Genomic DNA, 12,234 nt, shown 5'->3' with positions numbered 1-12,234 from the left:
ATGGGCAAGAAACTCAAGCGCAAGGACTACGAGCAGGAACTCGAGCCCCTGCAACTGCAATTGGTGAACCTCTCGCGCTGGCTACTGCGCACCGGCAAGCGCGTGGTGGTGCTCTTCGAAGGCCGCGATACCGCCGGCAAGGGCGGCGCGATCAGCGCCATCCGCGAGCACCTCAATCCCCGCCAGTGCAAGGTCGTGGCGCTCCCCAAGCCCAGCGACCGCGAAGCTACGCAGTGGTACTTCCAGCGCTACGTCCACCAGTTGCCCGCCGCTGGCGAGATCGTCCTGATGGACCGCAGCTGGTACAACCGCGCCGGCGTTGAACGGGTCATGGGGTACTGCACGCCCGACCAGTACACGACCTTCCTGCAGCAGACACCGATCTTCGAGCGATTGCTGATCGATGACGGCATCCTGCTGTTCAAGTACTGGCTGACCGTGGACCAGGCCCAGCAGGAGGAACGCTTCGCCGAACGGCTGGACAACCCGCTCAAGCGCTGGAAACTCTCGCCGGTGGACGTGGAAGCGCGCACCCAGTACCAGGCCTATACCGACGCGCGCGAGGCCATGCTCGCGGCGACCCACACTCACCACGCGCCCTGGACCCTGGTGGACTTCAACGACCAGAAGCGCGGCCGCCTGACCCTGATCCGCGACCTGCTCTCGCGCCTGCCCGATACCACCGTCCCGCCCCCGGACCTGGAACTTCCCGCGCTCGAGCACAAGCCGCTCAAGGAGTCGTTCACCCTGTTGAAGCCGATCTCCGACGTCAGCGACCCGGACTGAAACACCCTGGCAGCACCGTGAATGTCTCGTGACATCGGCCGGCGATCAGGGATGACGTGACGGTGGCAACCTTGCATCATGCCTCCCTCCGGGCACGCCCCCACCGTGCCAGACGTCACCCATGGCTCCGCTCGCACCGACCGCCCCACCGCCCGCCCCCGTCCGTATCCGCCTGGTGACCCGTGACAACGGCGTCGGCCTGCGACGCGATCTGGACATCATGACCCGCGCCCTGGCGGGCGCGCGGCTGCGGAGCGAAGCACTGACTTTCGGCGACACGCGGCTGTTCAACAATGTGCTCCAGGCGGGAACTCGGCTGAAGTCGGCGGTGATCGGGCCCGTGGAGACCCAGGTCTTCCTGGAACGCGTCTACCGCGGCTGCCTGCCCGCGGCCCGCCGTAACGTGCTGGTCCCCAATCCGGAGTGGATGCTGGACAAGTGGATCCCGCTGCTGCCCCAGTTCGAGCGCGTGCTGTGCAAGACCCGCCACGCCGAACGGGTGTTCGCGCAGCTGGGCTGCAACACGCGCTATATCGGCTTCACCAGCGAGGATCGCTTCGACGCCGGCGTTCCGCGGCAGCGCGCGTTCCTGCACGTGGCAGGGCGCAGCACCGCCAAGGGTACCGACGCCGTGTTCCAGGCCTGGCTGCGGCATCCGGAATGGCCCACGCTCACCGTTGTGCAGTCGCGCGACGTGCCGCAGGTGCAGGCGCCCAACATCGTCCACCGTCTCGACTATCTGGACGACGCCGAACTGCGCCAGCTGCAGAACGCGCACCAGTTCCATCTCTGCCCGTCCGAGGCCGAGGGCTTTGGCCATTACCTGGTCGAAGCCCTGAGCACCTCGGCGGTGGTCATCACCACCGATGGGGAGCCCATGAACGAGTTGGTCACCCCCGAGCGCGGCCTGCTGCTGGCACCGGCAGCGCAGCGTCCGATGGCGCTGGGAACCCGCTACCAGGTGGAAGCGGCGGCCGTCGAGAACGCCGTCGAGCGCGCCCTGGCGCTGGATGCAGAGGCCCGCGCGACGCTGGGAGCAGCGGCTCGCCAATTCTTCCTGGACAACGATGCCGCCTTCCCGGAGCGACTCACCCAGGCTTTGCAGCCTCAGCTGGAGACCAGCCTGCCGGCACGACGCCGCGTTGGCGCGCGCCTGATGGCAGCCCTGCTGCCCGGCCAGGGCTCCGGCTGAATCCACGCACGTCTCAGCCGGTGACGAACCCCGGCGGCACCGACTCGGTCCACGTCTGACGTACAACCTCGGTCACGCTGGCGATCGGCGGGCCTTCCTGCAACCAGTCGGCCAAGGTGTCCAGCGCCGCAGCCGATCCGCAGGCAATCACCTCCACACGGCCATCGGGCAGATTGCGCGCACTGCCGTCCAGCCCCAGTGCCTGCGCGCGTTCACGCGTAGAGGCACGGAAGAACACTCCCTGCACGCTTCCGCTGACCAGGAACTTAGCGGCCACCCTGCTCATTGCCTCGCGCCCTGCCCGGTCCCGGCCGATCCGGCGTCGACCACGTGTTGGATGTCCTCCGGCGTCACCGGCCCCACGAAGCGCTCGGCCACCTTGCCCTGCGGATCCAGCAGGTAAGTCGTCGGCAGGCCCTCTGGCGGAGGGAACGCCTTGGGCGGCGCATACACATCCACCAGCGCGATCGGATAGTCCACCGGGTGCTGCTTGAGGAAGGCCTTCAAGGCATCGGGTGCAATGTCGTCATAGGCCAGGCCCAGGACTTCGATGTCCTCGCGCTGCGCATCCATCTTCGACAGGGCGGGCATCTCGGCCAGGCAGGGGTGGCACCAGGTCGCCCAGAAATTCACCACCAGCCACTTGCCCCGATGGGCGGCCACATCGAATTCGGCCCCGTCGGTCGTGACGACCTTCAGGTCGACCGGTGTCGCCGGGTCCGGTGTGTGTTCAGGCGCCGCATCGGCCGCAGGCGCCGAGGAGGACTGCGGGTCGGACGCGGATGGGGCCTGTTGCTGGCAGCCGGCCATCGCCAGCCAGGCCAGCGTCAACAGGGTGAAAGCAGTGAATCGCGGGAAACGAATCAAGAGCGTGGCTCCGACACAGGGGGATACAGGGCGCCGGCACGATGGCGCAGCAGGTCGCGGACGGGCAGGCGGATGCGGTCGAGGGCTTCGCGCGCGGCCTGGCCCAGGGCATCGTCCTGGCAGGGCAGATGCGCTTCGGCGATGGGCACGCGCAGCTGGCAGGCCTCGTAGAGTTCGGCGAGCGAGGTGCTTTCCAGGTCACGCGCCAGCAGCCATTCGCCGTCCTCGGTACAGCGCAGCAGCTTGATGCGCGAAAGCCGCTCGAGGAACTCCTGCACCAGCGAATCGGTCAGCATCGGCTCGAGCTGCAGGATCTTGTCATCGCTCAACCCCCGGCCTTCAGCCCGCGCCTCGTGGAAGCGCCCCAGCAGCCGCAGCAGTCCGTAGATCTCAAAGCCCTGTGGCAGGCGCATGGACTCGGGCTGGTAACGGAAGGCCGACATCGAGGCCGCCAGGGAGGCGCCCAGCAGGATCGAACCCCAGCTCAGATAGATCCACAGCATCAGGATCGGCGCCACGGCCGCCACGCCATAGACGCGGGTATAGGAACCAAAACTGGACAGATACAGGCCCATGCCCCACTTGATCAGCTCCAGGCCGATGGTCGCCAGCAGGGCGCCGGCAAACGCGTAGCGCCAGTGGATCGACCGGTGTGGGACCACCCGGTAGATCACGGCGATGGCGCACAGCTCGATCATCACCGGCGCCAGGGCCAGGGCGATCGAAGCGATCTGCCGCCCCTGTTCGGTCTTGAACAAGGGCAGCGCGAACACCCGCGCGGTGATCGCCAGCGAGGCCGCAGACAGCAGCGCGCCCAGCGTGAGCACCGTCCAGTACATGACAAAGCGCCCCAGCCGCGGCCGCGAGCCAGACACGCGCCAGATCCGGTTGAACGCGGCCTCCACGCTGTTGAGCGTGATCAGCAGCGAGACCACTAGCGCGATCACGCCGGCCACGGTCAAGTCACGCGCGGCCTCGGAAAACTGGCGCAGATAGCCTTCGGCCGCGCGCGCGGCGCTCGGCACGAAGTTGGAGAAGATGTAGTCACTCAGCGTGTCGCTCCACTGGGCAAATCCCGGGAACGCCGAGAGCACACCGAACACCACCATCGCCAACGGCACCAGCGCGAACATCGTCGTGTAGGCCAGCGCCGCGGCGGTCTGGAACAGCCGGTCATCCCAGAAGCGCTTGAGCAGGAACTGCGAGAACGCCGCCACGCGCGCACGGTCGCGCACGTTCTCGTTCCAGCGTTGCAGGGTGTGGGACACGGACATCGGCGCAAGGGTAACCGAAGCGCCGTGGGGCGACAGGCAAGCGCCATGGACCGATACTGGCGCCCCTGTTGACGCATGGACACCCTGCCCGATGCCCGAGATCCTGGTCCTGTACTACAGCCGCGGCGGCTCGGTCGCACGCCTGGCGCGCCAGCTGGCACGCGGCATCGGGGAAGTCCAGGGCATGTCCGCCCGTCTGCGCAGCGTGCCGCCGGTGGCCGCCGTCACTCAAACCAGTGCGCCCCCCGTTCCGGAAGACGGCGCCCCGTACGTCGAGCCCAACGACCTGGTCGAATGCATCGGCCTGGCGATCGGCAGCCCCACCCGATTCGGCAACATGGCCGCGCCGATGAAGTACTTCATCGATTCGCTCGGCGCCGAATGGGCCAGCGGCACCCTGGTGGACAAGCCGGCCGCCGTGTTCACCTCCACCGCCACCCAGCACGGCGGCCAGGAGTCCACGTTGCTGTCGATGCAGGTGCCGTTGCTGCACCACGGCTGCGTGATCGTCGGCATTCCCTATACCGAGTCGCTGCTGAGCACCACGCGCACCGGCGGCACGCCCTACGGCGCCAGCCACGTGGCCGGTGGCGAGGACGACCCGCAGCCCAGCGAGGAAGAAGCCGCGCTGGCCCGTGCCCTGGGGCGGCGCCTGGCTCGGGTCGCGCAGCGCCTGGCGTCGGCATCGTGAGCCGGGTTCCCCGTCCCGGGTTGGCCATCGCGCTCCTCCTGCTGTCGGCGCTGTTCGGCTGGTGGTTCCGTGACGATCGCCATGTCATCGCCACGCTGGTGGTCTTCACCCTGCCGCCGCTGCTGCTGGCCATCGGCGCACGACTGGGGCGCCCGCTGGCGGTGTTCTGGTCCGGCGTGCTGGCGCTGGGCTGGTTCAGCCACGGCGTGATGACCGCCTGGTCACACCCGGAGGTGCGCTTGTATGGCTGGCTGGAATTGCTGCTGGCGTTGGTCATCGTGTTCGCGTCCAGCTGGCGTGGGCTGCGTGGGCGCTTCGCGCGCAAGGCTGGGGCTGCGCGTGGCACCCGCGTAGAATCCGCGCCCGACGACTCCTCGCCGTAACCAGGTCCAGGCCCGTGAACCCTCTTTCCAAGCCGATGGATGAGCTGCTGGTGGTCACCACCGGCGGCACCATCGACAAGATCTATTTCGACGACAAGTCCGACTACCAGGTGGGCGAGCCGCAGATCGGCCGCATCCTGAAGGAACTGGGCGTGGCGTTCCGTTTCACCGTGATCCCGATCATTCGCAAGGACTCCCTGCACATCAACGACGCCGACCGGGAGTTGCTGCGCGCCACCATCGCCGCCCAGCCGGCACGCCATGTGCTGATCACCCATGGCACCGACTCGATGGTCGCCACCGCGCAGACGCTGGCCACGCTGGAAGGCCGGGTGATCGTCCTGACCGGCGCACTCAATCCGGCGGGCTTCCGCGGCTCGGATGCGGAGTTCAACATCGGCTGCGCGGTCGGTGCGGTGCAGTCGGCACCGGAGGGCGTGTGGATCGCCATGAACGGCCGCATCTGGGACCCGCGGCACGTGCGCAAGAACGTCGCGGCCAACCGCTTCGAAGCGGCCTGAGTGCCGCCTGGCGCGCAGTGACTGCAAGGGCCCGGTCCGGGCCAGGGCTTTGCATCAGTCGATGAAAACCAAGCGACCCGGCAGGCCATCCCTGCCTGCCAGGTCGCGCACTGGCTTTACTGCGGAAGCTCCGGGCGGACCTCCTGTCCCGCGCATCCGCTGCGCGCTGCCCGCGAGCTTCGCCCCTGCGCTTAGAAGGTGACGCTCCAGCTGTTGATGTAGCCCGTGTCGCCGCTGGCGTTGTCGTTGACGCGCAGCTTCCAGGCACCGTTGAGGGCTTCGCTGGACAGGTTCACGCTGTAGGTCTTGTTGATGTTGTCGGCGCTGCCGCCGCTACGATTGTGCAGCACGTACACGCTGCCATCCGGTGCCAGCAGATCGACTTTCAGGTCCCCGATGTAGGTGTGCACGATGTTCACCGCCACCGGCACGCTGGACCCGGCGTTACCACTGCGCCCGGACACGTTGATGGTGCTGGTGACCGTGGCGTTGTCGCTGATCGCCACATCGCCGGTGTTGCTGTAGGTCTGGGAGGAACCGCCGCCACTGCCACCGGCGGTGTAGCTCCCGCTGAGGCTGAGGCCGGAGAACGTCGAGTACGCCTTGACGCGCACGTAGTAGGTGCCGGCCGAGGGGCTGGCGATGGTGCAGGTTTCGGCGTTGCCGTTCTTGTAAGGCCGGCAGTCGTAGCTGCTGTCGGTCGGTGCGCTGCCGAACTTCACGTACAGGTCCGCGTCACCGGAGCCGCCGGAGGTGGTGAACACCAGGTTCGACGCCCCAGCGGGCACGGTCATCGTGTAGTTGAGCGAATTGCCGCTGCTGGCCGCCAGCCCGGTCTTGGGCGTGCCGTTGGTCAGCGTGGTGCCGGTATCGCCACCACCGTCGTCCCCGCCGCCGCCACTGGCGGCATCGACCGCCGCGCGTGCCTGCAGGATGCCTGTACCGATCGACTGCGAGGGTGTGGACGGGAAGGCGCGCGCACTGCTCTTGATGATCGATTCGACCTGGGCGGGGGTCAGCGCCGGGTTGGCCACCGACTGCATCAAGGCCACGACGCCGGCCACGTGCGGAGTCGCCATCGAGGTGCCGCTGTAGGACGCGTAGGTCTCCGAGCCCGGCGAGGTCGTACCGCTATTGAGCGTGGACAGGATGCCCGAGCCCGGCGCGGCGATGTCCACCAGCGAGCCATAGTTGGAGTAGCTGGCGCGCGCGCCGCTGCTGGTGGTGGCACCCACGGCGATGACGTTGTTGCAGTTGGCCGGGCTGGCGTTGGAGACGTTGGTGTTGTCGTTGCCCGCGGCGATCACCAGCGTGGTCCCACGCGAGACCGCGCCGTTGATGGCCGCCTGGGTGGTGCTGCCGCACGCCCCACTGCCACCCAGGCTGAGGTTGATGGCCTCGGCCGGATACGGGTTGGTCGGCACGCCGCTGACCGTGCCGCCGGAGGCCCAGATGATCGCGTCGGCAATATCCGAGTCATAGCCACCGCACTTGCCCAGCACGCGCACCGGAACCACCTTGGCCCCATACGCCACGCCGGCCACGCCCTTGTTGTTGTTGGTCACCGCCGCGATGGTGCCGGCCACGTGGGTGCCATGCCAGCTGGAGTTGGACGCGCCGATGCCGCTGCCGCATTCGTTGGCTGCGTAGGCATCGCCCGGGTCGGACGGGTCCGAATCGCGCCCATCGCCGTCGTTGGACACGAAGGTATCCACGATGAAGTCATAGCCCGGCAGGATGTTGGCGTTGAGGTCCGAGTGCGAAGTGATGCCGGTGTCGAGCACCGCCACCACCGCCCCGCTGCCATTGGTGACGTCCCAGGCGCTGGTCGCGTACATGCCGCCGGTACCGGTGCCGAAGTCCCACTGCTGGCTGAAATTGGTGTCGTTGGGCGTCAGGTACGCATGGTTGAGCTTGTCGACCTCGACGTATTCCACGTTGGGATCGGCGGCGATCTGGCGCATCAGGGTTTCGGCTTCCACCTTGTCCAGCTTGCGGTCGGTGGTCACCACGTCCGAGCCCACCGCCGTGCGGCGCAGGTGGTTCAGGCCCAGGGCCCGTCCTTTCGCGCTGGGAACCGCGCGCGCGGCGCTGCCCAAGGCCTGCTTCATCGACGCGGCGCTGGCCTGCTCGCTGCTGCCGTCGCGGTACTTCACGATGAAACGGTCGAAGCTGTGCTGCTCGGATGACTGCAGGCCGCTCAGGTTGACGCGGTCGGCCGCCATGGCCGGCACCGCGCCCAGGGCGGAGATCGCCACCACGGTGGCGAGGGCCAGTGAATGCAGGCGCAGGCGGCGCTTGGAGACTTCGGACATCAGAATTCCCTCTGGGTGAATTGACCCGCTTCTTGCGGGAAAAGACCGGCGATCGCCCTCGAATCCATCGAGGCCGTTGAATGCACTGCGTTGCGATCTCCGGGGGATGACGGCCCGGCATCGCGCCGAACCTGAGCCGAACCTAACCGAGCTAACAGGACCTGGACAGGTCTCACAGGATGGTTTGTGACGAAATATGTCACCACTTTTTAAAATCGGGACAGCCATCACGTCAAAAAATGGCCCGAGCCGCCTTCTCCGATGTCCGGATCGCGCTCTGAATACGTTTTCCGGGATAGGTCTTTGCTGTTGCAGCATCGCTGGCGCACCGAACAAGGGTTCAGGCGCTCCACGCGCCATTCACCAACGACCGCCTCGTGTGCGGGCCGACACAAAACAGGCCGGGCGGATGACCCGCCCGGCCTGCTCACGCATTCAACTTTGAGGCGTGGACTCAGCCGTCCAGGCGCACCAGCCAGCCATGGGGGTCGGGCAGGCGCCCGTACTGGATGTCGGTCAGCTCCTTGCGCAGGGCCATGGTGACCTGGCCAGCCTCGGCATCCGGGTTGCCCACCGCAAAGCCCTCGCCCTTCAACTCCCCGATCGGGGTGACCACCGCGGCCGTGCCGCAGGCGAACACTTCGGCGATCTCGCCTGAGGCCACACCCTGCTTCCACTCGTCGATGGACACCTTGCGCTCCTGCACGGTCATGCCGCGATCGCGCGCCAGCTGGAGGATGCTCGAGCGCGTGATGCCCTCAAGGATGCTGCCGGACAGCGCCGGGGTCACCAGCGTGCCGTCCTGGTAGACCAGGAACACATTCATGCCCCCCAGTTCCTCGATGTACTTGCCCTCGACCGGGTCCAGGAACAGGACCTGCGAACAGCCCTTCGACTGGGCGATGGTCTGCGGCAGCAGCGAGGCGGCGTAGTTGCCGCCGCACTTGGCCGCGCCGGTACCGCCCTTGCCGGCACGCGCGTAATCGGTGGACAGCCAGATCGACACCGGCGCCACGCCCTTGGCGAAATAGGGACCGGCCGGGCTGGCGATCACGTAGTAGGTCGCCTTCTGCGCGGCACGCACGCCCAGGAACGCCTCGTCGGCGATCATGAAGGGACGGAAATACAGGCTGGTTTCCGGTGCCGAGGGCACCCAGTGCGCGTCCACGGAGATCAGCTGGCGCAGCGACTCCACGAACAGGTCCACCGGCAGCTCCGGCAGCGCCAGGCGCTTGGCCGAGCGCTGCAGGCGCGCGCCGTTGGCCTGCGGACGGAAGGTCCAGATCGAGCCGTCGGCGTGGCGGTAGGCCTTGATGCCCTCGAAGATTTCCTGGCCGTAGTGCAGGACCGAGGCCGCGGGATCGAGCGAGAGCGGGCCGTAGGGCCGCACCTGCGCGTCATGCCAGCCATGGTCACGGTCCCAGGTGATGGCGACCATGTGGTCGGTGAACCGGGTACCGAAACCCGGCGCGGAAAGGATCTGGTCACGTTCAGCGGCGCTGCGCGCATGGCCGGAACGCTGGACGGAAAAAACCGTGGACGACGAAGACATGGAGCGCTACCTGCTCGGAAACAAAACCCCGCAAGGATAGCGCCCGCAAGAGGACGATTCACGCTGCCCCGCGTCGTTTCCAGCGCAACCAACAGGCCCCGGCCACGCCGGGGCCTGCGACTCACACCACCACGATCAGTAACGCCCGCGCACGGTCACCCCGGAGAAGGTCGAGTACGCCTTGATCCGGATGTAGTACGTCCCCGCGCTGGGGTTGGAGAAGGTGCAGGTTTCGCTGTTGCCGGACCTGTAGGGCCGGCAGTCGTAGGAGGTGTCGGTCGGCGCGCTGCCGGCCTTCACGTACAGGTCCGCATCGCCGGTGCCGCCGGAGATATAGAAGCGCACGCTGCTGGTCCCCGACGGCACCTGCATCGTGTAGTTCAAAGAATCGCCCCGGCTGGCCGCCAGGCCGGACACCGGAACATCGTTCTCCAGGACCGTGCCCGAGCCGCCATCGTCACCGCCACCCTCGCAGCTCACACCCACCGCCGCGAAGGCCGCGGTCACGTCATCGGCATCGTGCCCAAGGTCTTCGGCCGCCGTTTCCACACCGCACGCACCATCATCGTAGTCCGTGCTGGAGGTCCAGTAATCCGAATTGGCCTTGGCGAAGGTCTGGAATGCCGTCTTGGTCGTCCAGCCCGAGGTGGTCGCCAACGTGTAGAAGGCCTTGTTGTAGACCCCCGACGAGTAGTGGACGTCTAGCCCGCTGTAGTAATCATCGGCATTGTCGATGGAGCTGCCGTCGGCGGTGGGATCCTCCATGTAGCGCAGCGCGCCGCTGCCCTTGAAGATCTGCGCGCCCACCTCGAAGTCGTTACTCCCGTTCATGAAGTACTCGGCCGCCTCGCCGGCCATGTCCGAGAACGCCTCGTTGATGCCGCCGGACTGACCGGAGTAGGTCAGGTCGGAGTTCTGCTCGGTGAAGCCGTGGGCGATCTCGTGCGAGGACACGTCCAGCGCCACCAGGGGATAGAAGGTGCTGCCGCCATCGCCGAAGGTCATCCCGGTGCCGTCCCAGAACGCGTTCTGGTAGTTGCTGCTGTAGTGCACGCGCATCTGCAGCTGGAAGGTCAGCGGTGCCTGGCCGACATAGTCGTTGAACATGTCGAACACCACGCCACCGAAGTAGTGCGCGTCGTTGAGCGGCGAGTAGGCGCCGTTGATCTGCTTGACCGTATTGCGCGGGCAGCTGTACGAGAACGCGGTGCTGCCGCTGGTCCCGCCATTGAGGTTGACCGTTTTGACGTTGGTGTTGTTCATCGTGCACGTCGAGCCGCTCTGGCTGACGTCCAGATAGCCGAAGTCGGTGCCGTACTCGTACTGCCCCGTCTTGGCGTTGCCCCCCGGCCCGGTCCCGACCTCGGCATGGGTCAAGGCATCCCACTGCTTGAGCACGCGGCCGGTCTGCGCATCGAGAATGACCATCGGGCGACTGGGATCGCCACCGGTCGGGCTGTCGGCGAAGAAGCTCACCACATAGGCCACGTGCGCCCTGCCGGCCTCGTCGACGAAGACCATCTTCTCGCTCTTCTCGCGCTCGATCTTCTGGGTCAGGGCCTGCTTGCCCAGCGCCCGAGTCTTTGCCGCTGCCAGAGCCTGCGCGCCGCTGAGACGGACTGACGCGTTGAGCGGGATCTCGCTGGCTAGGCCATCGATGCGGCGCCCGAACAACGTGCGCACGTTGCCGTCCTTGTCCTCGCCGACCACGATCTGCTCGCCGAACACGGGCAGCCCGTCGTAGACCTGGTGATAGCGATAGTGCTTGGCACCGCTGCGATCGGTGCGTGACCGGACCAGCTTGAGCGTGGAGCGCGGATCGAGTCCGACCAGTTCGGCATGGCGTTCGGCCAGGGCCGGCACCGCGCCCAGCCGCTGTACGGCAGCGGCGTACTGCGCCTGGAGTTGGGTCACGTCCTGCTTGTTGAGGTTGGTGCGCGTGGCCGCCTGGGCGGAGGCGGCACACACGGCGATGGCCAGCGGGCTGAGCCACAGGGCAATGGAACGTCCTTTGTTTTGCATCACGTTTGCGATCTCCCTCAATGGGTTTTCCAGGGACAGTGGCAGGGACCTGCCGCCGCCCCACTGGGTGGCAGGCGGCCAGGGATGGCCGCCAGGGCAAGACCGGCTGCTTGGTGCAGGCCGCAGTCCTCCCGCGCGCAATGAGCCCCCCTGTACGCAAGACCGGGCATGTGCACGCAACTCGTCAGTGGTTGTCTTAAAGCGCGACAAAAGCGCTTCAGTCCGCATCGGGTGACCGATGCGGCCGCAGGCCTCATGGAAATCGGGAGCCGCCTGCATCGCCGGAGGAATGCCACCAAGGCCGTCCTTGGTTGTCCGCACGATACGGTGTGGTGTCGCCGACCTCCTGTCAGGACCGATGCGGTGCTACCGGTGCGTGTCGCGACGCATGAATCCGATAGCCAAGGGAGGGCCAGAGACCGCATCCCGAATGGGTGGTGCGCAGCGAGTCAACCACGGTTCATGGACGCGCGGCACAGCGCTTGTCATCGAAAGTGCCGATCTGGGACTGCCCTCGCAGCGCGAAGTCCAAAGCCATCCCATGCAAACGTATCGCGTCATGCCGCATCGACACGCTCCTTCCGTTCGCTTCACGCTGCCGCCGCGGCACGACGCGGCATTAATGGAACGA

10 protein-coding genes and 2 pseudogenes are annotated in these 12,234 nt (G+C 66.9%); 5 read left to right on the top strand and 7 right to left on the bottom strand.

The genetic code is table 11. The features are described from left to right. Together ppk2 and ACORQU_RS12470 are read left to right on the top strand one after the other, a co-directional pair. Positions 1 to 786: a polyphosphate kinase 2 gene (gene ppk2 / locus ACORQU_RS12475; protein ID WP_491641477.1), complete on the top strand. Its 786-nt coding sequence runs from the start codon at positions 1 to 3 to the stop codon at positions 784 to 786. Positions 787 to 907: 121 nt separating this feature from the next. After that, entirely contained in the window at positions 908 to 1,978 is a 1,071-nt protein-coding gene (locus ACORQU_RS12470; protein ID WP_491641476.1) for a glycosyltransferase, read from the top strand. Between the two features lie 13 nt (positions 1,979 to 1,991). Here the strand turns inward: ACORQU_RS12470 and ACORQU_RS12465 are convergent, their stop codons facing one another. Genes ACORQU_RS12465 through ACORQU_RS12455 form a run of 3 tightly spaced genes read right to left on the bottom strand, consistent with a single transcriptional unit; the run spans position 1,992 to position 4,119 of the window. Beyond that, positions 1,992 to 2,264: an acylphosphatase gene (locus ACORQU_RS12465; protein WP_491641475.1), complete on the bottom strand. Its 273-nt coding sequence runs from the start codon at positions 2,262 to 2,264 to the stop codon at positions 1,992 to 1,994. Beyond that, the gene (locus ACORQU_RS12460; protein ID WP_491645111.1) at positions 2,261 to 2,788 is read right to left on the bottom strand and encodes a TlpA family protein disulfide reductase; all 528 of its coding nucleotides are present in this window, start codon (positions 2,786 to 2,788) and stop codon (positions 2,261 to 2,263) included. Before ACORQU_RS12460 ends, ACORQU_RS12465 begins: the two co-directional genes overlap by 4 nt. Before the next feature lie 53 nt (positions 2,789 to 2,841). Beyond that, complete coding sequence (locus tag ACORQU_RS12455; protein WP_491641474.1) at positions 2,842 to 4,119, bottom strand: YihY family inner membrane protein; 1,278 nt, start codon at positions 4,117 to 4,119, stop codon at positions 2,842 to 2,844. Between the two features lie 91 nt (positions 4,120 to 4,210). Between ACORQU_RS12455 and wrbA the strand changes: the two genes are divergently transcribed. From wrbA to ACORQU_RS12440, 3 genes are read left to right on the top strand one after another with little or no spacing between them, the layout of a single operon-like run. Beyond that, positions 4,211 to 4,810 carry an NAD(P)H:quinone oxidoreductase gene (wrbA, locus tag ACORQU_RS12450; protein WP_491641473.1) on the top strand — a complete coding sequence of 200 codons (600 nt, stop codon included), beginning with the start codon at positions 4,211 to 4,213 and terminating at the stop codon, positions 4,808 to 4,810. Continuing rightward, the gene (locus ACORQU_RS12445; RefSeq protein WP_491641471.1) at positions 4,807 to 5,193 is read left to right on the top strand and encodes a DUF2069 domain-containing protein; all 387 of its coding nucleotides are present in this window, start codon (positions 4,807 to 4,809) and stop codon (positions 5,191 to 5,193) included. The genes wrbA and ACORQU_RS12445 overlap by 4 nt, the downstream gene beginning before the upstream one ends. 35 nt (positions 5,194 to 5,228) lie before the next feature. Next, on the top strand, positions 5,229 to 5,714 hold the full coding sequence (locus tag ACORQU_RS12440; protein WP_491645109.1) for an asparaginase domain-containing protein: 486 nt from the start codon (positions 5,229 to 5,231) through the stop codon (positions 5,712 to 5,714). A 191-nt stretch (positions 5,715 to 5,905) separates the two neighbouring features. On the opposite strand, the pseudogene ACORQU_RS12435 reads toward ACORQU_RS12440, so the two are convergent. From ACORQU_RS12435 to ACORQU_RS12420, 4 genes and pseudogenes are all read right to left on the bottom strand, one after another. Further along, positions 5,906 to 6,136, bottom strand: a pseudogene (locus tag ACORQU_RS12435) (proprotein convertase P-domain-containing protein); the annotation flags it as partial. A gap of 138 nt (positions 6,137 to 6,274) precedes the next feature. Then, positions 6,275 to 8,029, bottom strand: a pseudogene (locus ACORQU_RS12430) (S8 family peptidase); the annotation flags it as partial. Between the two features lie 454 nt (positions 8,030 to 8,483). Next, the gene (locus ACORQU_RS12425; RefSeq protein ID WP_491641470.1) at positions 8,484 to 9,581 is read right to left on the bottom strand and encodes a branched-chain amino acid aminotransferase; all 1,098 of its coding nucleotides are present in this window, start codon (positions 9,579 to 9,581) and stop codon (positions 8,484 to 8,486) included. Positions 9,582 to 9,716: 135 nt separating this feature from the next. Then, positions 9,717 to 11,603, bottom strand: coding sequence for a M4 family metallopeptidase (locus tag ACORQU_RS12420; protein ID WP_491645107.1), 1,887 nt, complete (start codon positions 11,601 to 11,603; stop codon positions 9,717 to 9,719). Positions 11,604 to 12,234 lie beyond the last annotated feature (631 nt).

The organism is Pseudoxanthomonas sp. JC1303 (assembly GCF_058448525.1).
This window is presented reverse-complemented; position numbering and strand designations above follow the sequence as displayed.

What these genes read in the sequence shown, in the direction of transcription:
- ppk2 (WP_491641477.1), top strand. Translation starts at nt 1, where the DNA reads ATGGGCAAGAAACTCAAGCGCAAGGACTACGAGCAGGAACTCGAGCCC.
- ACORQU_RS12470 (WP_491641476.1), top strand. Translation starts at nt 908, where the DNA reads ATGGCTCCGCTCGCACCGACCGCCCCACCGCCCGCCCCCGTCCGTATC.
- ACORQU_RS12465 (WP_491641475.1), bottom strand. Translation starts at nt 2,264, where the DNA reads ATGAGCAGGGTGGCCGCTAAGTTCCTGGTCAGCGGAAGCGTGCAGGGA.
- ACORQU_RS12460 (WP_491645111.1), bottom strand. Translation starts at nt 2,788, where the DNA reads ATGGCCGGCTGCCAGCAACAGGCCCCATCCGCGTCCGACCCGCAGTCC.
- ACORQU_RS12455 (WP_491641474.1), bottom strand. Translation starts at nt 4,119, where the DNA reads ATGTCCGTGTCCCACACCCTGCAACGCTGGAACGAGAACGTGCGCGAC.
- wrbA (WP_491641473.1), top strand. Translation starts at nt 4,211, where the DNA reads ATGCCCGAGATCCTGGTCCTGTACTACAGCCGCGGCGGCTCGGTCGCA.
- ACORQU_RS12440 (WP_491645109.1), top strand. Translation starts at nt 5,229, where the DNA reads ATGGATGAGCTGCTGGTGGTCACCACCGGCGGCACCATCGACAAGATC.
- ACORQU_RS12425 (WP_491641470.1), bottom strand. Translation starts at nt 9,581, where the DNA reads ATGTCTTCGTCGTCCACGGTTTTTTCCGTCCAGCGTTCCGGCCATGCG.
- ACORQU_RS12420 (WP_491645107.1), bottom strand. Translation starts at nt 11,603, where the DNA reads ATGCAAAACAAAGGACGTTCCATTGCCCTGTGGCTCAGCCCGCTGGCC.